The organism is Variovorax sp. MPBD4-3 (genome assembly GCF_058809745.1).
Genome location: NZ_JBXASW010000085.1, coordinates 1 through 21106, shown reverse-complemented (window position 1 = coordinate 21106; position 21106 = coordinate 1). Strand labels below are relative to the sequence as shown.

Genomic DNA, 21106 nt, shown 5'->3' with positions numbered 1-21106 from the left:
GACGCTGGCTGCGTTGACGGTGCCGGCGCTGATGCTGGTGGAGGTCAGGCTGGTGATCGTGCCGTTTGCTGCGGTGAGATCGGTGGTGCCGACGCTGGCTGCGTTGACGGTGCCGGCGCTGATGCTGGTGGAGGTCAGGCTGGTGATCGTGCCGTTTGCTGCGGTGATGTCGGTGGCGCTGACGCTGCCTGCGGACACGGTGCCCGCGGTGATCGTGGCGGTGTCGATACTGGTCGATGTGAGGGCGCCGATCGTGCCGCTTGTAGCCGTCAGGTTGGTGGCGCTCACACTGGTTGCGTGCACGGTGCCAGCAGTGATGCTGCCAGCGCTCAGCGTAGGCGTGGTGATGCCGGCTCCGGCGCTCAGTACGCCGCTGTTGTTGCTGGTGATATTGAGGAGGCCGTTGCCCGGCGGGTCGACAACCACGGATGCATTGCCGATCGTGACCTGAGCATGCGCCACAGGCAACGTCATCACATAACCAGCCCCCACCAGCACGGATGCAAGAAGGCGGCTGACACCTGCTTTGCGCATGATGGATGAGGAGCGAACAGCAGAGCGCTTGGATGTAGTCATTTGGACCTTTTTTCCTTGATGTATCGATGGCAACTTCCGGCCTTCCACGGCGCTTGGCGCGTGAAAGCAGGGGCGGGTTTCATTGCGTTACCCGGTGCAACCGATGCTAGGAATCGAGGTACTTGCTGAACATCACCGGGATCCGTAGTTCTGCGGTCCCGCGAGCGCTTCGATGCGTGTTCGAAAAAAAGTGGCGATGCCCGCAAAGCCAATGCCCATGCGGCTTCGCGGGCATCACATAAATCCGTGGGCAATGCGCCGACATGCGAAGTCGAGCGTGTTTCGTGTTGCGCGGTGCTACGTAACGCGCGCCCAAAACGCCACGTAACAACTGCGCGAAAACGGCTTTTTCGAGGGCCTCCCAGGACCGCGTTCGACGACCTGTCCGCGCCATTTTTTCCAATGAAATCAAAGTACTACAGGCAGTGGCATGCCTGTTCGCACGGTGCTGTCCCGCGCAGGCATCGTTCCTGCGACATCTGAAACGAAAGACAACATTTCGAAGCTACCCGCGGGTAGCAATCAGCCAGAGGGATGTCGCGTGGTCAATCTGTTTTCGAGCTTTGCCAATGCATACATGGACACGGTTTTCCGTGTCGCCAGGGGAGTGCGGTCATGGAAATGAATATGAGTGTCCGTAGCCAGTCCGTGCGGCCGCTGTCTTCGGTCGCGCAGATGTATGGCGGTGTCTTCCATGCAGCGTTGATCGTGGCCGACGATCTCGCCGTTGCCGATCGCATGCGGCGCATCCTGGCCGAGCTTGCGCCGCGCCGCCGCATCGTGGTGGCGTCGAGCCGCGTCGAAGCCTGCAACCTGCTGGCTGCTCTTCCCTATGACCTCGCGCTGGTCGACATGCGGCTGCCATCGAAGGACGGCATCTCGCTGCTGCACCACGTGCGCCAGAACTACCCGGGCATCGAAAGCGTAGGCATGTCGGACACCGACGATCAGGAACTGGTGGGCGCCGCCATTGCCGCGGGCGCCATCGGCTATCTGCTGACCGAGGTGGACGACATCGAACTCGCATACCTGCTGCGTTCGGTGGAACGCGGCGGCGCGCCGATGGACTCGCGCATTGCAAGGCGCATCCTGGGTTCGATCGCCGCGTCCGCCAAGGCGCGCACGATCGAGCCGATCCGCGTGCAGGAGCAGCGGGAAGAGGCGCCATCGGCCGAGAAGCTGCCGCGCGCCTTGCTGTCGCCCAGGGAACTGAAGGTGCTGCGGCTGATCGCACAGGGCTGGAGCAATCGCCAGATCGCCGATGCGGTCTACCTGTCGGTCAACACCATCGAGTTTCATGCCAAGAGCATCTATCGCAAGCTGTCCGTGAAGTCCCGAACCCAGGCGGTTCATGAAGCGATGCAGCACGGGCTGCTGAACTGAAGACAGCATCAGCGACGGCCCTCGTCGCCATTCGGCGCACCACCTCGAACGGGCCTCTGTGCTCGCCGGCAGGCGGGCAGGGGGTAATACGCCCGTTGAATTCTCCCCCAGCGCCCCGCTACAATCTCCGGTTGACCCTGTTCAAGCCAAGGGTTGGCCCTGCTCCAGCGAAGAAGACAAGAGGATCCCCATGAGTGACATGACCTCCGGCTCGCCCCGGATCGACACAGGCAAACGTACCTGGCTGATCGCGTCCAGTTGTGCCGGCGTGGTGGGTGGCGTGGCAACCGCCATTCCCTTTGTGAGCACTTTCCAGCCTTCGGAGAAGGCCAAAGCCGCCGGCGCAGCGGTAGAGGTCGACATCGCGGGCCTCAAGGTCGGCGAGAAGATCACCGTCGAATGGCGAGGCAAGCCGGTGTGGATCCTCAAGCGCACCCCCGAGCAGGTCGCGGAACTCCCCAAGCTGGACGGGCAGCTCGCCGACCCCCTTTCCAAGCGGCACCCCGACGAATTCACCCCCAAGTACGCACAGAACGAGCACCGTTCGATCAAGCCCGAAGTGCTGGTCGTGGTCGGCATCTGCACGCACCTGGGCTGCTCCCCGAGCGACCGCTTCCAGGCCGGCCCGCAGCCCTCGCTGCCCGCCGACTGGGAAGGCGGCTTTCTCTGCCCCTGCCACGGTTCCACTTTCGACCTGGCCGGCCGAGTCTTCAAGAACAAGCCCGCGCCCGACAACCTGCCGGTGCCGCCGCACATGTACCTGTCGGACACCAAGCTCCTGATCGGTGAAGACTCCAAGAAGGCCTGAGGCGGAAGAAGAACATGGCTGAATTCCACGAGATTTCCCCCAACGCACCAACCGGCGAGAAGCTGCTGAACTGGGTCGACAACCGGTTCCCGCTCAGCAAGCTCTGGAACGACCAGTGGGGCAAGTACTACGCGCCGAAGAACTTCAACTTCTGGTACATCTTCGGCTCGCTGGCCATGCTGGTGCTGGTGATCCAGATCGTCACCGGCATCTTCCTCGTGATGCACTACAAGCCCGACGCGGCCCAGGCGTTCGCATCGGTCGAGTACATCATGCGCGACGTGCCGTGGGGCTGGCTCATCCGCTACATCCACTCGACGGGCGCCTCGGCGTTCTTCATCGTGGTGTACCTGCACATGTTCCGCGGCCTCATGTACGGCAGCTACCGCAAGCCGCGCGAGCTGATCTGGGTGTTCGGCTGCGCGATCTTCCTGTGCCTGATGGCCGAAGCATTCATGGGCTACCTGCTGCCATGGGGCCAGATGTCCTACTGGGGCGCCCAGGTGATCGTGAACCTGTTCGCCGCCATCCCGTTCATCGGCCCCGACCTGGCCCTGCTGATCCGCGGCGACTACGTGGTGAGCGACGCCACGCTGAACCGCTTCTTCAGCTTCCACGTGATCGCCGTGCCGCTGGTGCTGCTGGGCCTCGTGGTGGCCCACCTGATCGCGCTGCACGAAGTGGGTTCGAACAACCCCGACGGCATCGAGATCAAGGCCAAGCGCGGCCCTGACGGCCATCCGCTCGACGGCATTCCGTCGCACCCGTACTACACGGTGCACGACATCTTCGGCGTGGTGGTGTTCCTCACCATTTTCTCGGCCGTGATCTTCTTCGCGCCCGAAGCCGGCGGGTACTTCCTCGAGTACAACAACTTCATTCCGGCCGATTCGCTGAAGACGCCGAACCACATCGCGCCGGTCTGGTACTTCACGCCGTTCTATTCGATGCTGCGCGCGACCACCGACGACATGGTCAACGTGTTCTCGCTGATCATCGCCGCGGGCGCCATCCTGAACTTCGTCAAGGGCAAGTCGGGCACGGCCTTCAAGGTGGCGCTCATCGTGGTGGCCGCCGTGGTCATCTTCCTGCTCAAGTCCTTCGACGCCAAGTTCTGGGGCGTGGTCGTGATGGGCGGCTCGGTCATCATCCTGTTCTTCCTGCCGTGGCTGGACCACAGCGAAGTCAAGTCGATCCGCTACCGTCCGAGCTGGCACAAGTATGTGTACGGCGCTTTCGTCTTCTTCTTCCTGATCCTCGGCTACCTGGGCATCCAGCCGCCGGGCGTCTGGGGCAACCTGGTCATCGGGTCGTTCGCGCTCGACATCGCGCAGACCGTCTCGCAGATCGGCACGCTGGTCTACTTCGGCTTCTTCCTGCTGATGCCGTGGTGGAGCCGCAAGGGCGAGTTCAAGACCGTGCCCGAGCGCGTGGTCTTCGCCGCCCATTGAGACATGCTGCCCAAGAAGAGCTGAGAGACACACGATGAAGAAGAAAAGCATTTCCGGCTGGCTCGCGGTCCTGGGTCTGGCGCTGGGCCTGACCTTCTCCGCAGCCGCGTCGGCCGAGTCCGAAGGCATCGCCTGGGACAAGGCCAACACCAAGACCAACGACATGGCCGCGCTGCAGAACGGCGCCAAGCTGTTCGTCAACTACTGCCTGAACTGCCACTCGGCAGCGTTCATGCGCTACAACCGCCTGCAGGACATCGGCATCACCGAGCAGCAGATCAAGGACAACCTTCTGTTCACGACCGACAAGGTCGGCGAGACCATGAAGGCGAACATCGATCCGCGACAGGCCAAGGAATGGTTCGGCACCACGCCGCCCGACCTCACGCTCGTCGCACGTTCGCGCGCCGGCCACGGCGGCACGGGTGCCGATTACCTCTACACGTATCTGCGCACCTACTACCGCGACGACACCAAAGCCACCGGCTGGAACAATCTTGCGTTCCCCAGCGTCGCCATGCCGAACCCCCTGTGGGAGCTGCAAGGCGAACGCCGCCCGGTCTACACCAAGGTCGAACAGCACGGCCACGAAACCGAAGTGTTCAAGGGCTGGGAGCAAGTCACTCCCGGCACCCTGACACCCGTGCAGTACGACAATGCCGTCGGCGACCTGGTGAGTTACCTGCAATGGATGGCCGAACCGGCACAGAACACCCGCATCCGCATCGGCGTGTGGGTGCTGCTGTTCCTGGCCATGTCGGTGGTTTTTGTGTGGCGACTGAACGCCTCGTACTGGAAAGACGTCAAGTAGTTCCGTCCACGCCGACCGAGCGCCACCCAAGGCGCCCGGTCCCACAGAGTGGGTTGCCAACGCGACCCACTCTTTTTGATTTTTAGGAGTCTCTCGCCATGATGGTCTTGTATTCAGGAACGACCTGCCCCTTTTCCCACCGCTGCCGCTTCGTGTTGTTCGAAAAGGGCATGGACTTCGAGATTCGCGACGTCGATCTCTACAACAAGCCCGAAGACATCAGCGTGATGAACCCGTACGGCCAGGTGCCGATCCTGGTCGAGCGCGACCTGATCCTGTACGAGTCGAACATCATCAACGAGTACATCGACGAGCGCTTCCCGCATCCGCAGCTGATGCCCGGCGACCCGGTCGACCGCGCCCGCGTGCGCCTGTTCCTGCTCAATTTCGAGAAGGAACTGTTCGTGCACGTGTCGACGCTCGAGAACCGCACCGCCAAGGGCAACGACAAGGCGCTCGAAAAGGCCCGCTCGCACATCCGCGACCGCCTGACGCAGCTGGCCCCCGTGTTCCTCAAGAACAAGTACATGCTGGGCGACAACTTCTCGATGCTCGACGTGGCCATCGCGCCGCTGCTGTGGCGCCTCGACTACTACGGCATCGACCTGAGCAAGAACGCCGCGCCGCTCTTGAAGTACGCCGAGCGCATCTTCTCGCGTCCGGCCTACATCGAAGCACTGACGCCGTCTGAAAAGGTCATGCGAAAGTAAGTAAGCTCCGTGCTTGCTTTCATCGTTTTTCGCCGTCTTTCATGATCAACGCGCTCGAGTCGTCTTCCACCCGCCCGTACCTCATCCGGGCGCTTTATGAATGGTGCACCGACAACGGGTTCACCCCCTACGTCGCTGTGCAGGTCGACGACACCGTCCAGGTTCCGCGCGAGTACGTGAAGAACGGCGAGATCGTGCTCAACATCAGCTTCGACGCGACCAGCTCGCTCAAGCTGGGCAACGATTTCATCGAGTTCAAGGCCCGTTTCGCGGGCAGTGCGCGTGAAATCAGCGTGCCCGTAGGGCGTGTGATCGCCATCTACGCGCGTGAGAACGGGCAGGGCATGGCGTTTCCCGCGCCGGTGCCGGCCGCTTCCGCGTCGGACGGCGGCAACAGCCACCACGCCGATGCGCCAGCGCCTTCGCCGCAAGGCCCCGCGCGCATGCCGCTGCGCGATGCCTCGCGCGGCACCGAGGGCGACGCCGGCAAGATCGTCCACCTGGTGACGGGCGACGATGCCGACGAAACAGTCGACGCCGGCCCTGCGACCGATCCCGCCGACGAGCCGCCGCGCCCGCCGGCCGGTGGCGGATCCAGGCCGTCGCTGAAACGCATCAAGTGATTCGGCCGGCCGGCCGGACCATGCCGGCCACGCCACTAGAATCACGCACTGAAGAAATTCACCAGCCGCTTTAGCTCAATTGGTAGAGCACCCGCCTTGTAAGCGGAAGGTCGTCAGTTCGATTCCGACAAGCGGCACCATTCGAAACCCCTGGCTCATCCGTGAGCCAGGGGTTTTTTTCATGTACCGCGCGCGGAGCCGCCCGAATGCTCACCCGCGAACGCATAGGCCGGGCCCATGCGTTGGCGCTTGCAGCGTTGCAGCGCCTCGCCCGCCGAAGCCATCAGGCTGGCGAACGTATCGCCGTCGGCGGGGTGGCAGGCGATGCCCATGTTCAGCTCGCCGCCTGCCAGCAGCCGGCCTTCGTAAGTGACCGGCGTCGCGCCGGCGGTCTCGATGCGGATCGCCATTTCGGCGAGCTTCTGGCGCGTCGGGCTGCCGGCCAGCAGCAATGCGAATTCGTCGTCGCCCAGGCGCGCCACCATGTCGTCGGCGCGCACCTGCTGGCGCAGCCGCTGTGCGATGGCCGTGAGCACCGCGTCGCTGCCCGCGCGGCCGTGCCGCTCGGTCACGCGGCTGAAGCCGTTCAGGCCGACCAGCATCAGCGAGAACGGCCGGCCATCGCGCAGCCATTCGTCGCCACGGCTTTCAAAACCGGCACGGCTGGTGGCACCGGTGAGGGCGTCGGTGCCCATGGCGCCCATCAGCGCGTGCGTGCGTGCCTCCAGCGCTTTTTCGGAACGCAGCACGTGCCGCAGACGCGCGCCGACGGCCAGGGCGAGCATCACGAGCTCCGCGATCGCCGCGGCTTGCGCCATGTTCGGCCGCCCGGGGGGCCAGGGTGTCTCGCTCCAGCTCGGCAGGCGGGTAGCGGAGATGCCCGCCAGCAATATCAGGGCGCCGATGCAGAAGAGCAGCGCGGGCCAGCGCAGGCCGCGCAGCGAGAAAAGCGCACCGGCCACCAGGACCACCGTGGCGGCGACCACCAGCCCCTGCACGGCGCGCAGCGTCCACGCGAGCTGTGTCTCGACCGCGGCATACAGCAAGGTCAGCACCAGCGCGATGCCGACACCCTGCGCGACCCGGTCCAGCCGGGGCGCGAAGTGCCGCAGCCGCAGCAGCTGCCGAGCGAATTGCAGCCGGAAGATCGCCCAGAGTGCCAGCGCAGCCGCCGCCCAGTGCGCGAGCGGATCGTTCGGCGCCAGGCTGTTCATTCCGGCGAAGCCGAGCAGCGCGAAGCCGCAGGCCAGCACGTAGTAGCCGTGGATCAGCGTGCCGAACACCAGCAGCAGCACGAGGCCGCATGCCATCAGGCCGCCCAGCAGGCCATAGCTCACGCCGTCGGTCATGAGCGACGGCCTTTCATGAAGGCAGGGCTGGGGCGGGGCAGAAGCGGCATCCGGGCAGATCGAGGCAAAAAAACGCCGAGGACAGTAAGGTAACCGATCGTATCCGCGAGGCCGCGCCACGCCATGCACCGCGTCTCACAAATTGCCGTGCCGCGGCCTGCCTGACGTTTTTCCGCTAGAACTCCGCGCCTTCCACCAGGAAGCGCAGCCGGCGCACGCCCTGCCATTCGTCCGCGTCGAGCCGGAATGCCAGCTTGACCCTGGGCGGCAGCGGCTCGGTGTGGCTGAACCAGATGGCGTCGATCGGCTGGCCCTGGTGCCTGAGCTTGAGCGACAGGTGCTTCTCGCCCACCAGCCGCTGCGACACCACCTCGACCTCCTCGCTGAAGGTGGGCGGCGCGAAGCCCTGGCCCCAGACCTCGCGGTGCAGCGTGTCGACGAGGTCGATGCGCATGTACTCGCGCGCGATCGGCCCGTCGGTCTCGATCTGCCGGGTGAGCGCGGCGTCGGCCAGCAACTCACGGGCGACCTGTGCGAAGCCTTTTTCGAAAGTCTCGAAGTGCTCGCGCGCCACCGTGCAGCCGGCCGCCATCGCGTGGCCGCCGAAGCGCAGCAGCACGCCCGGATGGCGCTTGGCCACGAGGTCGAGCGCGTCGCGCAGGTGGAAGCCCGGGATCGAGCGGCCCGAGCCCTTGAGCTCCTGCTCCTTGCCCGGCGCGCCGCTCGCGGCGAAGACGAAGGTCGGGCGGTGGAAGCGGTCCTTGATGCGCGAGGCCACGATGCCCACCACGCCTTCGTGGAAGGCCGCGTCGAACACGCTGATGGCCGGCGGCGGCGCCGCGATGCCCTCGCCGTCGGCGCCGGTGGAAAACAGCGACTCGGCCAGCAGCAGTGCCTGGTCGCGCATGCCGCCTTCGATGTCGCGCCGCTCGCGGTTGATGCCGTCGAGCATGCGCGCGAGCTCCTCGGCGCGGCCGGCGTCGTCGGTCAGCAGGCATTCGATGCCCAGCGTCATGTCGGCCAGCCGGCCGGCCGCGTTGATGCGCGGGCCCAGCGCGAAACCGAAGTCGAAGGTGGTGGCCGCAGAGGCATTGCGGCCCGCCGCCTTGAACAGCGCGGCCACGCCGGCGGGCATTGCGCCGGCGCGGATGCGGCGCAGGCCCTGCGCCACGAGTCGGCGGTTGTTGGCGTCGAGCTTCACCACGTCGGCCACGGTGCCGAGCGCGACCAGCGGCAGCAGCGCATCGAGCTTTGGCTGGGGTTTGCCTGCCCCCCGGCTTGCCATTTCATGTGCTTCGCCGCCCCCCGAGGGGGAGGCTGGCCCGCCTTGGGGCGGCCCGGCGGCGGGCGCAGGCGTGTCGAACACGCCGCGCCTGCGCAGCTCGGAGCGCAGCGCCAGCAGCACGTAGAACATGACGCCGACGCCCGCGATGCTCTTGCTCTCGAATTCGCAGCCGGGCTGGTTCGGGTTGACCAGCACGTCGGCCAGGGGAAGCTCCGGGCCCGGCAGGTGATGGTCGGTCACCAGCACCTGCAGGCCGCGCGCCTTGGCGGCGGCCACGCCTTCGACGCTGGCGATGCCGTTGTCGACGGTGATCAGCATGTCGGCGCCGCTCGCGGCCACGCGCTCGGCGATGGGCGGCGTGAGGCCGTAGCCGTCGACCACGCGGTCGGGCACGAGGTAGCTCACGTTTTTGGCGCCCAGCAGGCGCAGGCCGCGCACGCCGACCGCGCAGGCGGTGGCGCCGTCGCAGTCGTAGTCGGCCACGATGCACAGGCGCTTGTCCTGCGCGATGGCGTCGGCCAGCAGCACGGCGGCTTGTTGCGTGCCGCGCAGGGTGTCCGGCGGCAGCAGTCGGGCGAGGCCGTCGTCGAGTTCGTCCTTGGCGCGCACGCCGCGCGCTGCGAACAGGCGGGCCAGCAGCGGGTGCACGCCGGCCTGCTCCAGCGCCCAGACGGTGCGCGGAGGGATCTCGCGGTCGACGATCTTCACAGCGACTCCAGCACTTCGGCCGCGCGCTTGCGGTCGAACAGGCTCCGGGCCCAGCGGCTCAGGCCGCGCTGCTGCACGGTGTAGCGCTGTGCCGCGCGGTCGCCGCACAGGGTGAGCGACACATCGGCGCCGCGCGTGTAGTCGGCCAGCAGCGAGGCGATGTCGCCCGCGTCCAGCGCCTGCCAGGCGGCGGCCCAGCCGACGCCGTCGTCGCGGATGGCGGCGACGCGCAGGGCCTCGCTCACGGTGGTTTCGCAGGCGGCGCTCGGCAGGGGCTGCGCCGCGAGCGCGCCGGTGCCGCTGAGCCAGAACGAATTGATGGGCGGCACGCCGCGCGCGGCGCGGTCATCGTTCACGCGCTGGGTGTAGAGCAGCATCTGCATTTCGTTCTGCAGGCGGCGCAGCGGCCGGGCAGCCTCGGCCAGCGGCGACCACTGCGAGATGGGCCAGCCCACGGCACGGTCGATGGAGGCGGTGGCCAGTCTGTCGAAGATGCGCGCACGCGCCAGCCAGCGGCCGGGCACGGGCGAAGGGTGCAGCGCGATGCCGTCTTCCTCGAAGAAGGGGCGGGCGGCTTCGAGCAGCGTGGCCGATTCGCCGGCGTCGATCTCGATGGCGGACGGGTCGCCCAGCACCACGTCGTCGATGCCGACTTGCCAGTTGCACAGCGTGACCACGCCCCAGCCCTCGGTGTCGCTGGCGGCGGCGATGCCCAGGCGCCGGGCCTCGAGCGCGGCCCAGGGAATGCAGCCGTCGTCCGCAGTGATGCCCAGCTCCCGCGCGAGCGCGCGTTCGTGCGGTGGTGAGCGCGTGCTTTCGTCCTGCGTGTCGGTGTCCGCGAGGGTCAGGCGCAGCAGCAGGGTCTCGAGATTGGGGAGCCGCAACGTGGGCAGCGCCGCGCGGCATGCCGGGGAACCGCGGCCGGCAAAGGGGATCAACAGGTGACGTGGGAAGGTTTCGGCCATCTCCCTATTGTCCGGGAAGCCCTGAGGTTGTCCGGAATGCCACAATTCCGACGTATGACCTACCCCCTCGCTCATCACTTCGTGTATTCGCTGCCCCCTGAGGGCGGGCCAATTTCCCTTGAGGCGGCTCGGCGGAAAATTTGATGCGATTCCCCTATGAACTGCAGCTCGGCTGGCGCTACACGCGCGCAGGCCGGGCGACGCGGCGCAACGGCTTCATCTCCTTCATCTCCGGTGTATCGATGCTCGGCATCGCGCTGGGCGTGGCGGCGCTGATCATTGTGCTCAGTGTGATGAACGGCTTCCAGAAGGAGGTGCGCGACCGCATGCTCGGCGTGGTGTCGCACATCGAGATCTTCTCGCGCGACGGGCAGGCGCTGCCGCAGCTCGAAGAAATCATGGCTGCCGCGCGCAAGCACCCCGAGGTGATCGGCGCGGCGCCCTTCATCAACACGCAGGCGCTCATTGCCCGCGGCGAGGACATGAAGGGCACCGTGGTGCGCGGCATCGACCCCAGGCTCGAGCCCGAGGTGACCGACACCAACAGCATCGCCGCGCGCGGCACCTTCGACAAGCTGGTGCCGGGCGAATTCGGCATCGTGCTGGGCGCCGAGCTGGCGCGCTCGCTGTTCGTGCAGCCGGGCGACAAGGTCACGCTGGTCGCGCCGGGCGGCCAGGTCACGCCGGCTGGCGTGGTGCCGCGGCTGAAGCAGTTCACCGTGGTCGGCACCTTCGACTCCGGCCACTACGAATACGACTCCGCGCTCGCCATGGTCCACGAGCAGGACGCCGCCAAGGTGTTCCGCCTCGAGGGCCCGACCGGCATCCGCCTGAAGCTCAAGGACCTGAACGAAGCGCGCGAAGTGGCCGACCAGCTGGCCGTGAGCCTGCCGGGCGAGTTCCTCATCCGCGACTGGACGCGCCAGAACAAGACATGGTTCGCGGCCGTGCAGGTCGAGAAACGCATGATGTTCATCATCCTCACGCTGATCGTGGCGGTGGCGGCCTTCAACCTGGTCTCCACGCTGGTGATGACCGTGACCGACAAGCGCGCCGACATCGCCATCCTGCGCACGCTGGGCAGCTCGCCGCGCAGCATCATGGGCATCTTCGTGGTGCAGGGCGCGATGGTGGGCGTGATCGGCACCGTGGCCGGTCTGCTGCTGGGGCTGGGCATCGCCTACAACATCGACGTGATCGTGCCGTTCCTGGAGCGGCTGTTCCATGCGAGCTTCCTGCCGAAGGACATCTACCTCATCAGCAAGATGCCGAGCGATCCGCAGCAAAGCGACATCGTGCCCATTGCGATCATTTCCCTGGTGCTGTCCTTCGTGGCCACCCTGTATCCGAGCTGGCGCGCCAGCCGCGTGAACCCGGCCGAGGCCCTGCGCTATGAGTGAAATGACCCCCACGCTCGGCAATGCCGTGTCCTCGCTGTCCCCCGAGGGAGCCGCCATCGGCTTGGGGCGGCCCGGCGCCAATGGTGTCGTATTGAAGGCCCGAGGCCTCACCAAGCGTTTCCACGAAGGCCGGCTGGACCTGACCGTGCTGCACGGCGTCGACCTCGACGTGCACGCCGGAGAAACCCTGGCCATCGTCGGCTCCTCGGGCTCCGGCAAGAGCACGCTGCTGCACCTGATGGGCGGGCTCGACGCGCCCACCTCGGGCAAGGTCGAACTGCTGGGCAAGGACATCGCCCATGCCGACGCGGCCGAACAGGGGCGTCTGCGCAACCAGCACCTGGGCTTCGTCTACCAGTTCCATCATCTGCTGCCCGAATTCAGCGCGCTCGACAACGTGGCGATGCCGCTGAAGATCCGGCGCGTGGAGCCCGCGACGGCGGCGGCTTCGGCGTCGAGGATTCTCGAGAGCGTGGGCCTGGGCCAGCGCCTGCATCACCGGCCGGCCGAGCTGTCGGGCGGCGAGCGCCAGCGCGTGGCGATCGCGCGCGCGCTGGTCACGCAGCCCGCCTGCGTGCTGGCCGACGAGCCCACCGGCAACCTTGACCGCAGCACGGCGGACACGGTGTTCGCGCTGATGCTCGACCTGGCGCACCGGCACGGCACGGCGTTCGTGATGGTCACGCATGACCAGGAGCTGGCGAAGCGGTGCGACCGGGTGCTGCAGCTGGTTGCCGGGCGGCTGGCGGGCTGAAGAGGCTGTGCGGCCTTTCTTCGTGCCTAGCGATTCGTCAACAAGGCAGAAGCGGTGGCCCGCAGTACCAGCGCGCGATCGGGTTCGTCGATCACGTAGGGCGAGTCGAGCAGTTTCGCCATCAGCCGATCGAACTGGCGACGGACTTGTTCCTTTGCCGGATGGGCCATGTAGAGGGCATGCAGCATGGAGCAGATGCCGGAAATCTGCGTGTCCATTGCATCGATATCGCCTAGCCGTCCTGCAGCCTCGGCAGCGGCCAAGAATTGTTCTTCGTGCGTCATTGGTCTTTGACCGTCCTTTGACGGTGCCTTCTGGGATTGGCGCCCTTGTGGGGCGCATGCGCCTCGAAATCGAAGCAAACCCAAGATACGCAAAACCAATACTAATGGATTACATTTCAAATGACGATCCTTGTATTTTGTGACTTATTTCACGGCCACAAGGTGCAAAGTAGGCAACCCTAGTACAGCGCCTCTTCCGTCTGCCGCACATCCAGCGGCAGCACGCACAGCAGCTTGCCCCGCAGCGTCAGCACCAGGCCGAGGCGCCCTCCGATCTGCATGACCCGGCACACCGTGTGCGGCGCGGCATCGTCGGCAACGGGCGCGGACACCGCCACTGCTGCCGACATCGCAACGGCCCGCGCCGGCGGCTGCCGCAGCAGCGCAAGCAGCATCCGGGCATCGCAGTCGCCCAGCGCCTGCCGGTACACATGGAAGGCCGCATCCGAGCCGGCTTCCTCTTCGGTCCTTTCATGGCGCAGCCGCAGCAGCGCGCGATGCAGTTGCTGCCTGCAGGCCGCCTCGGTCTTGCCGCTGGCCTCTGCAATTTCCTTGAAGCTGGCTTCGAAGACTTCGCGCAGCAGCACGGCGGCGCCATCGGCCGGCGATAGCCTGGCGGCGATCAGGCGCAGCGCCTGGTCGATGGATTGGGCCTGCGCGGCATCGGCTTCCGCCGAGGGTGCCTCGGGGGACAGTGCTTCGGCATCCCGCAGCCAGCGCTGCATCCACCCGTCGCGCCGCAGCCGGTCGATGGCCAGGTTCTGCATCACCGTGGTCAGCCAGGCCTGCGTCGAATCGGGCCCGGGCCTGTCGCCCATTTCGAGCGCGCGCAGGTAGGTGTCCTGCACCACGTCCTCGGCGTCCGCCGCGCCGCCCAGCATGCGCGCCGCCGCGCGAACCAGCCGGCTTCTCAATGCCGGGAATTGCGAGAGATAGCGTTCATCGAGCATCGGCGCAGCTTGCCATGGCGCGCAATGTCACGAAACTGTGGGCCTGTTCGTCAAGACAGTCCAACCACAGGAGCTTTCTTCATGACCGACATGCCCATGTTCTCGATGCAATCCGACGATGACGACACCAAGCCCGCCGCCACCGCCGAGCCGCGCAACTCCTACCTGGAGGAAAAGGCGTTCAAGTCGCGCACGTTGCTGATCTTCGGCAGCATCAGCGATTCGGTGGCCGCCGACGTCACGCGCCGGCTCATCGCGCTGGACGCCGACAGCGCCGACAAGCCCATCGACATCCTCGTGAGTTCGCCCGGCGGCCACCTGGAGTCGGGCGACGCCATCCACGACATCGTGCGCTTCATCAGCGCGCCGGTGAACATGATCGGCACCGGCTGGGTCGGCAGCGCGGCCACGCACCTGTTCCTCGCGGCGCCGCGCGAGCGCCGGGTGTGCCTGCCCAACACGCGCTTCCTGATCCACCAGCCCAGCGGCGGCGCGGGCGGGCAGGCGACGGACATCGCCATCCAGGCGCAGGAAATCATCAAGGCCCGCCAGCGCATCGCGCACGAGATCGCGCGCGAGACCGGCAAGCCCATCGACGTGGTGCTGGCCGACATCGAGCGCGACCGCTGGCTGTCGGCTGAAGAAGCCGTCGAATACGGCCTAGTCTCGCGCATCATCCAGCGCAAGACCGAACTGCAGAAAGGCTGAGAGGCCGATCAGGCCTTGGGCTTGTACGCGACGACGTCGATCTCGACGCGCGCGTCGATCATCAGCCGGGCCTCGGTGGTCGAGCGCGCCGGCTTGTTCTCGCCGAAGTAGCCCATGTAGATGCGGTTGAAGGCACCAAAGTCGCGCGCGTCCTGCAGCCACACGGTGCTTTTGCACACGTCGTCGAGCGTGGCGCCGGCCAGCGCCAGCACGGTCTTGATGTTTTCCATGACCTGGCGCGTCTGCGCCTCGATGCCGCCCACCACCAGCTCGCCGTTCTTGTCGACGGGCACCTGGCCCGACACGTAGACGAAGTCGCCGGCGCGCACGGCCGGGGAGAACGGACGCACCTGGCGATCGGAGGCAAGGGGCGGGGCGCCGAGGTATTCGAGAGGCATGGGGACTCCTGGAGGTTGAAGAACTGTCTGGGAATGGGAAGCCGCGAGTATCCATCCAATATGAAAATCTATTTCAGAAAAACCCTCGGGCAAGGGTTAACACGGATGATTTGGCATGGATAGTGCTTCAAAGTCCGGGCCGAAAAGAAAATTTCTTTCACAAACTCGCCCGCCCCATGAAGGAGTTCTCCATGCCCCACGCCGGTCTTGTCCAGCGCCTGCCCATGCTGTCGAAGCGCAGCCTGCTGGGCGCTTCCCTGCTCGCGATGCTGTGCGCCGCGCTGCCCCACCAGAGCGCCCATGCCCAGGGCCCGCGCAATTTCGCCACGCTGGCGATGGTGGCCGAGCCGCAGACGCTCGACCCGATGGCATCCACCGCCGACCTGGTCGGAACGATCATGCAGCACGTGTACGAGACGCTCTACACCTTCGACGCCAAGTGGAACGTGGTGCCGATGCTGGCCGAGGGCATGCCGAAGATCTCGGCCGACGGCAAGACCTACGCCATCACCTTGCGCAAGGGCGTGATGCTGCACAACGGCCGCGAGCTCACGGCCGACGACGTGGTGGCCAGCCTTCAGCGCTGGATGGAACAGTCGCCGCGCGGCAAGGCCGTGGGCAAGGAAATCGACAGCCTCAAGGCCAAGGGCCCGCTGGCGGTGGAGGTGGTGCTGAAGGAACCCTACGCGCCGCTGCTGTCGCAGCTCGCGCTGCCCAGCGGCATGGCGGCCATCATGGCCAAGGACTCGATCGCTTCGCCGCTGAAGGATTTCGTGGGCACCGGCCCCTACAAGTTCAAGGAGCGCCGCCCCGACCAGTTCGTGCTGCTCACGCGCTTCGACAAATATTCGGCCCGCAAGGAGGCCGCGAGCGGCTACGGCGGCAAGCGCGAAGCGGCCATCGAAGAGCTGCGCTTCGTGCCCGTGCCCAACGCCAGCACGCGCGTCGAAGGCGCGCTGGCCGGCCAGTACGACTTTGCCGACCTGCTGCCGGTGGAAGCGCTGCCGCGCCTGGAGAAGTCGGGCGGCAAGACCGTGCCGATCATGACGCCCTCGTTCGGCTTCCCGTACCTCGTGCTCAACACCAAGGAAGGCGTGGCCGCCAGCCAGCCGGTGCGCCAGGCGATCCAGACCGCGCTGGGCGAAGGCGAAATGCTCGCGGCCGGCTTCGGCGACACGCGCTTCTTCGTGGCCGAGGCCAACCACTTCCCCAAGGGCTCGCCTTTCTATTCGACGGCCGGCGCCGACCAGTACAACCAGCGCAACGCCGCCAAGGCCAAGGAACTCGCGGCCAAGGCCGGCTACAAGGGCGAGCCGATCCGCGTACTCACCAGCCGCCAGTACGACTTCCACTACAACATGGCGCTGCTGATGGCCGAGCAGCTCAAGCGCGCCGGCTTCAAGGTCGACCTCAACGTGGTCGACTGGGCCACGCTGGTGCAGCGGCGCAACGACGCCAAGCTGTGGGACGTCTACGTCACGCATTCGGGCCAGTTCCCAGAGCCCATGCTCTCGCCGCCCCAGCTTGGCGACGGCGCGCCCGGCTGGTGGGACTCGCCTGCCAAGAAGTCGGCCCTGCAGGCCTTCAACGTGGAGAGCGACCCTGCCAAGCGCGGCGCGCTGTGGGGCAAGGTGCAGCAGGTGGTGTACGACGAGGTTCCGTACATCAACGTTGGCAAGTTCAATGGCCTCTCGGCCAAGAGCCCGGCGCTGGACAACTACACGCCCGCGACCTGGCCGTTCTTCTGGAACGCGAAGATCAAGTAAGGCGGGGAGCACAGCCATGACGTCGCGTCGCCAACTTCTGCAAGCCAGCGCACTGGCCTCCGGCCTCGGAGCCCTTGGCCTCACCGCCTCCACAGTCCAGGCCGCAACCGCCGGCCCCGTCTACGCCTACGTCGGCACCTACAGCGACGGCGGCAAGCCGTGGCGCGGCGGGCGCGGACTGGGCGTGCACCAGTTCGTGCTCGACAGCGCGACCGGCGCGCTCAAGCCCATTCCCGGCGCGCCGCCGGCCGTGGCCAGCACGGGGGAGGGCGCCAAGTTGCGCAACCCCGCGTCGCTCGCGCGCCATCCCACGCTGCCCATGCTGTATGCGGCCAACGAGTTCGAGGCCGGCTCGGTGTCTGCTTTTCGTATCGGTACGGGTATCGGCGCGAATGGCGCGCTGTCGTTCGTGTCTGAAATGCCCTGCGGCGGCAAGGACCCGGCCTACATCAGCGTGCACCCCGACGGGCGCTTCCTGTTCACCGCCAACTACGCCAGCGGCGATGTCAGCGTGATCGCGCTGCGCGCCGACGGCACGCCCGACACCGACCGCGCCGCTGTCGTCTACAAGGACGCCGACGCCTGCGGCGCCACCGCGTGCAAGCCCGGCGCCGACTTGGTGCCGGCCGCCGCGCGTTCGCACGAAGGCTTTGCCACCAGCGACCATGACGGCCCGCATGCCCACATGGTGCATGCCGACCCGAAGGGCAACTTCGTGCTGGTGGCGGACCTGGGGCTCGACCGCGTCATCTCGTACCGCTTCGACCGTGGCACCGGTGTGCTGAGCCAGCCCAGCACGGTGGCCGTGTCCGAAAGCTCGGGCGCGCGCCATTTCATCTTCCATCCGAACGGCAAGTGGTTCTACCTGGTGAACGAGGAGGCCTCGACTATCGCCTTCATGCGCTACGACGACGCCAGCGGCGTGCTCACACTGGTGAGCGAGACCTCGGCGCTGCCCAAGGGCTTCAAGGGCACCAGCTACGCATCGGGTATCCGCATGCTGCCGGACGGCCAGCACTTCGTGTCGCTCAACCGCCTGCACGACTCGATCTCGCTCTTCAAGGTCGACGCCCGCACCGGCGCCCCCACGCTGGTGCGCGAGGAATGGTCGCGCGGCAACTACCCGCGCAGCTGCACGCTCGACCCGAGCGGCAGGTTCCTCTACGTGTGCCACAACAAGCAGGGCGACAACGTGACGGTCTTCCGCGTCAAGGGCGGCGACATCCAGTTCACCGGCCAGTACGTTGCAGTGGGCAGCGCGGCGGCCATCGAGTTTTCCGCGTGATGAAGAAATCGCTGTTGCGCTACATCGCTTCCCGGGCGGCCGGCATGCTGGTGGTGCTGGCCATCGTGGCGGTGCTCGTGTTCGTGCTCACGCGCGCGGCATCGGGCGATCCGGTCTCGGTGCTGCTGGGCGACCAGGCCACCGCCGCCGACATCGCGCGCGTGCAGAAGGAGTACGGCCTCGACAAGCCGCTGCCCGTGCAGTTCGGCTACTGGCTGCGCGAGGTGCTGCAGGGCAACCTGGGCACTTCCATCTTCCTGCAGCGCCCGGTGACGCAGGCGCTGTGGGAGCGCTCCGAACCCACCACGCTGCTCGCGCTGATGGCCGTGGCCATCGCGGCGCTGATCGGCGTGCCGTGCGGCATCGTCTCGGCCGTGTTCCGCGGGCGCGTGGTCGACCAGCTGTTTACCGGCATCGCGATGCTGGGCGCGAGCATTCCGAGCTTCTGGCTCGGCATCGTGCTCATACAGATATTCGCGGTGTCCTTCGGCTGGTTCCCGGTGTCGGGCTACGGCGCGCCCGATGCGCCGTTCGCCGAGCGGCTGCATGCGCTGGTGCTGCCGGCCACCGTGCTGGGCCTGCTGAACTCCGCGCTCATCATCCGCTTCACCCGCGCCTCGATGCTCGACGTGCTAGGCGAGGACTACGTGCGCACCGCGCGCTCCAAGGGCTTGAGCGAAAGCGTGGTCGTGCTCAAGCACGCGCTGCGCAATGCGCTGGTGCCCATCGTCACGGTGATCGGCCTCACCGTCGCGCTGATGATCGGCGGCGCCGTCATCACCGAGACCGTGTTCGGCCTGCCCGGCGTGGGCAACCTCGTGGTCAGTGCGGTGCTGCGGCGCGACTACCCGGTCATTCAAGGTGCGCTGCTCGTGATTGCCGCGATCTACGTGCTCATCAATTTCTCTATCGACCTGCTGTATGCGGTGGTCGATCCGCGCGTGAAGGTCTGAGCGATGCGTATGCCCCGAATGCTCCGCCAGCTGATGCATCGCCGCATCGTGATGGTTTCCGCGCTGGTGCTGCTGGTGATTGCCGTCATGGCCATCGGCGCGCCACTGTTCGCCTCCGCCGACCCCAACGACACGGCCGTGCTGGAACGCCTGAAGGCGCCGAGCGCCGAGCACCTGCTCGGTACCGACGAACTGGGGCGCGACATGTATTCGCGTATCGTGCACGGCGCGCGCTACTCGCTGGCCATCGCGGCGCTCACGGCGCTGGGCGCGGTCGTCGCCGGCACGGTGCTGGGCCTGATGGCCGGCTTCTTCCGCCGGCTCGATACGCCGCTGATGCGCGTGGTCGACGCGATGATGTCCTTCCCCGACATCCTGCTGGCCATTGCGCTGGTGGCCATCCTCGGGCCATCGCTCATCAACACGGTGCTGGCGCTGGTGCTGGTGTACACGCCGCGCGTGGCGCGGGTGGTGCGCGCATCGACGCTGGTGGTGCGCGAACTGCTGTTCGTGGAAGCCGTGCGCGCGCTGGGCGTGCGCACCTCGCGCATCCTGTGGCGGCACATCTTGCCGAACCTGATGTCGCCGATCCTGGTGCAGGTGTCCTTCATCTTCGCCTACGCCATCCTGGCGGAAGCGGGGCTCTCGTTCCTCGGCGTCGGCGTGCCGCCCGAGATCCCGACCTGGGGCACCATGGTCGCGGGCAGCCAGCAGTACGCGCACCAGGCCTTCTGGGTGGTGCTGTTCCCGGGGCTCGCGATCATCTTCACGGCGCTGTCGCTGCAACTGCTGGGCGACGGCGTGCGAGATTTGCTCGACCCCAAGCTGAAGAAAACCTCGTGATGACGACGAACGCCAACAACACCCCACGCCTCGCGGTCAGCAACCTGAGCACCAGCTTCCCGACCGAAGATGGCCTCGTGCGTTCGGTGGCCGACGTGAGCTTTTCCATCCAGCCCGGCAAGACGACCGCGCTGGTCGGCGAATCGGGCTCGGGCAAGTCGGTCACCAGCCTCACGCTGATGCGCCTGCTGCCCAAGACGGCGAACGCGCAGGTCAGCGGCAGCGCCTCTTTCGTGACGCGCGAAGGCAAGACGCTCGACCTGCTGCGCATCGGCGAACGCGAGATGCGCTCGCTGCGCGGCAACCAGCTGTCGATGATCTTCCAGGAGCCGATGACCAGCCTGAACCCGGTGTTCACCATCGGCGAGCAGATTGCGGAGAGCGTGCGCCTGCACAAGGGGCTGGACCGCAAGGCGGCGCTGGCCCATGCGCTGCGCATGCTGGAGCTGGTCGAGATACCGGCCGCCGCGCAGCGCATCCACGAGTATCCGCACCAGCTCTCGGGCGGCATGCGGCAGCGCGTGATGATCGCGCTGGCCATGGCCTGCGACCCGACGCTGCTGATCGCCGACGAGCCCACCACCGCGCTCGACGTGACCATCCAGGCGCAGATCCTCGAACTCATGCGCCGGCTGCAGGCCGAGACGGGCATGAGCATCCTTTTCATCACGCACAACCTCGGCGTGGTCGCGCACCATGCCGACGACGTGGTGGTGCTGTATGCGGGGCGCGTGGTCGAAAGCGCTCCGGTACGGCCGCTGTTCGCGCAGCCCGAGCATCCCTACACGCAGGGCCTGCTGGCCTGCCTGCCGGGCAAGGCGCGGTTGCCGGGGCAGCCCAAGCCCAAGCGGCTGTTCGCGATCCGCGGCCAGGTGTCGAGCCCGCTGGCGCCGCCGCCGGGATGCGCCTTCGAGCCGCGCTGCGACCTGGCGCTGCCCGAGTGCAGCGCGGCAATGCCGCCGCTGATCGAAACCCATCATGGGCGCGAGGCGCGCTGCGTGCGGGTGCAGCCGGCGCAACCTTTGGCGAGGGTTGCATGACGCTCACGCTGCTGTCCCCGTCTTGCTCCCTCCCCTTCCGGGGGAGGGCTGGGGTG

The 21106-nt window shown here is 66.7% G+C and carries 20 protein-coding genes, 1 tRNA gene and 1 pseudogene; 15 read left to right on the top strand and 7 right to left on the bottom strand.

All coding sequences use genetic code 11. The annotated features are described in order from the left end of the window. Nucleotides 1-576 (bottom strand): annotated as a pseudogene (locus AC1RVW_RS28690) (YadA-like family protein); the annotation flags it as partial. Between the two features lie 627 nt (nt 577-1203). On the opposite strand from AC1RVW_RS28690, the gene AC1RVW_RS28685 reads away from it, so the two are divergent. From AC1RVW_RS28685 to AC1RVW_RS28655, 7 genes are all read left to right on the top strand, one after another. Further along, complete coding sequence (locus tag AC1RVW_RS28685) at nt 1204-1959, top strand: response regulator transcription factor (protein WP_493204035.1); 756 nt, start codon at nt 1204-1206, stop codon at nt 1957-1959. Nucleotides 1960-2149: 190 nt separating this feature from the next. Then, entirely contained in the window at nt 2150-2767 is a 618-nt protein-coding gene (gene petA, locus AC1RVW_RS28680) for a ubiquinol-cytochrome c reductase iron-sulfur subunit (protein ID WP_081266423.1), read from the top strand. A gap of 14 nt (nt 2768-2781) precedes the next feature. Continuing rightward, on the top strand, nt 2782-4218 hold the full coding sequence (locus tag AC1RVW_RS28675) for a cytochrome b (protein ID WP_493204033.1): 1437 nt from the start codon (nt 2782-2784) through the stop codon (nt 4216-4218). Between the two features lie 34 nt (nt 4219-4252). Further along, entirely contained in the window at nt 4253-5029 is a 777-nt protein-coding gene (locus AC1RVW_RS28670) for a cytochrome c1 (RefSeq protein ID WP_106935526.1), read from the top strand. Nucleotides 5030-5127: 98 nt separating this feature from the next. Beyond that, nucleotides 5128-5739: a glutathione S-transferase N-terminal domain-containing protein gene (locus AC1RVW_RS28665; RefSeq protein ID WP_081266420.1), complete on the top strand. Its 612-nt coding sequence runs from the start codon at nt 5128-5130 to the stop codon at nt 5737-5739. A gap of 41 nt (nt 5740-5780) precedes the next feature. After that, a complete protein-coding gene (locus tag AC1RVW_RS28660; protein ID WP_081266419.1) occupies nt 5781-6362 on the top strand; it encodes a ClpXP protease specificity-enhancing factor in 582 nt (193 codons plus the stop codon). A 64-nt stretch (nt 6363-6426) separates the two neighbouring features. Next, nucleotides 6427-6502: transfer RNA gene (locus AC1RVW_RS28655), tRNA-Thr, on the top strand. Between the two features lie 39 nt (nt 6503-6541). Here AC1RVW_RS28655 and AC1RVW_RS28650 read toward each other — a convergent pair. The 3 genes from AC1RVW_RS28650 to AC1RVW_RS28640 all read right to left on the bottom strand — a co-directional run bounded on the left by AC1RVW_RS28650 (nt 6542) and on the right by AC1RVW_RS28640 (nt 10669). Next, nucleotides 6542-7711, bottom strand: a complete 1170-nt coding sequence (locus tag AC1RVW_RS28650) for a GGDEF domain-containing protein (protein ID WP_493204030.1) — start codon at nt 7709-7711, stop codon at nt 6542-6544. Between the two features lie 175 nt (nt 7712-7886). Further along, nucleotides 7887-9704 carry a single-stranded-DNA-specific exonuclease RecJ gene (gene recJ, locus AC1RVW_RS28645; protein WP_493204028.1) on the bottom strand — a complete coding sequence of 606 codons (1818 nt, stop codon included), beginning with the start codon at nt 9702-9704 and terminating at the stop codon, nt 7887-7889. Further along, nucleotides 9701-10669: a hypothetical protein gene (locus AC1RVW_RS28640; protein ID WP_493204026.1), complete on the bottom strand. Its 969-nt coding sequence runs from the start codon at nt 10667-10669 to the stop codon at nt 9701-9703. Before AC1RVW_RS28640 ends, recJ begins: the two co-directional genes overlap by 4 nt. 143 nt (nt 10670-10812) lie before the next feature. Between AC1RVW_RS28640 and AC1RVW_RS28635 the strand changes: the two genes are divergently transcribed. Together AC1RVW_RS28635 and lolD are read left to right on the top strand one after the other, a co-directional pair. Then, nucleotides 10813-12069, top strand: a complete 1257-nt coding sequence (locus tag AC1RVW_RS28635; protein WP_081266415.1) for a lipoprotein-releasing ABC transporter permease subunit — start codon at nt 10813-10815, stop codon at nt 12067-12069. Further along, nucleotides 12062-12823 carry a lipoprotein-releasing ABC transporter ATP-binding protein LolD gene (lolD, locus tag AC1RVW_RS28630; RefSeq protein ID WP_493204024.1) on the top strand — a complete coding sequence of 254 codons (762 nt, stop codon included), beginning with the start codon at nt 12062-12064 and terminating at the stop codon, nt 12821-12823. Before AC1RVW_RS28635 ends, lolD begins: the two co-directional genes overlap by 8 nt. Before the next feature lie 26 nt (nt 12824-12849). Here lolD and AC1RVW_RS28625 read toward each other — a convergent pair whose 3' ends face one another. Together AC1RVW_RS28625 and AC1RVW_RS28620 are read right to left on the bottom strand one after the other, a co-directional pair. Further along, complete coding sequence (locus tag AC1RVW_RS28625) at nt 12850-13107, bottom strand: hypothetical protein (protein WP_493204022.1); 258 nt, start codon at nt 13105-13107, stop codon at nt 12850-12852. Nucleotides 13108-13286: 179 nt separating this feature from the next. Further along, a complete protein-coding gene (locus AC1RVW_RS28620; RefSeq protein ID WP_493204020.1) occupies nt 13287-14057 on the bottom strand; it encodes a sigma-70 family RNA polymerase sigma factor in 771 nt (256 codons plus the stop codon). An 81-nt stretch (nt 14058-14138) separates the two neighbouring features. Here AC1RVW_RS28620 and AC1RVW_RS28615 point away from each other — a divergent pair, with 81 nt between their 5' ends. Then, a complete protein-coding gene (locus AC1RVW_RS28615) occupies nt 14139-14765 on the top strand; it encodes an ATP-dependent Clp protease proteolytic subunit (protein ID WP_493204018.1) in 627 nt (208 codons plus the stop codon). Nucleotides 14766-14773: 8 nt separating this feature from the next. Here the strand turns inward: AC1RVW_RS28615 and AC1RVW_RS28610 are convergent, their stop codons facing one another. Beyond that, on the bottom strand, nt 14774-15163 hold the full coding sequence (locus tag AC1RVW_RS28610; protein ID WP_198086904.1) for a RidA family protein: 390 nt from the start codon (nt 15161-15163) through the stop codon (nt 14774-14776). 191 nt (nt 15164-15354) lie between these two features. Here AC1RVW_RS28610 and AC1RVW_RS28605 point away from each other — a divergent pair, with 191 nt between their 5' ends. From AC1RVW_RS28605 to AC1RVW_RS28585, 5 genes are read left to right on the top strand one after another with little or no spacing between them, the layout of a single operon-like run. Then, on the top strand, nt 15355-16929 hold the full coding sequence (locus AC1RVW_RS28605) for an ABC transporter substrate-binding protein (protein WP_106937538.1): 1575 nt from the start codon (nt 15355-15357) through the stop codon (nt 16927-16929). A 16-nt stretch (nt 16930-16945) separates the two neighbouring features. Beyond that, on the top strand, nt 16946-18214 hold the full coding sequence (locus AC1RVW_RS28600; protein WP_493204016.1) for a lactonase family protein: 1269 nt from the start codon (nt 16946-16948) through the stop codon (nt 18212-18214). Between the two features lie 11 nt (nt 18215-18225). Continuing rightward, nucleotides 18226-19167: an ABC transporter permease gene (locus AC1RVW_RS28595; RefSeq protein WP_081266485.1), complete on the top strand. Its 942-nt coding sequence runs from the start codon at nt 18226-18228 to the stop codon at nt 19165-19167. A gap of 3 nt (nt 19168-19170) precedes the next feature. Next, nucleotides 19171-20010, top strand: a complete 840-nt coding sequence (locus AC1RVW_RS28590) for an ABC transporter permease (protein ID WP_081266411.1) — start codon at nt 19171-19173, stop codon at nt 20008-20010. Next, the gene (locus AC1RVW_RS28585; protein ID WP_493204014.1) at nt 20010-21050 is read left to right on the top strand and encodes an ABC transporter ATP-binding protein; all 1041 of its coding nucleotides are present in this window, start codon (nt 20010-20012) and stop codon (nt 21048-21050) included. The genes AC1RVW_RS28590 and AC1RVW_RS28585 overlap by 1 nt, the downstream gene beginning before the upstream one ends. Nucleotides 21051-21106: the final 56 nt, after the last annotated feature.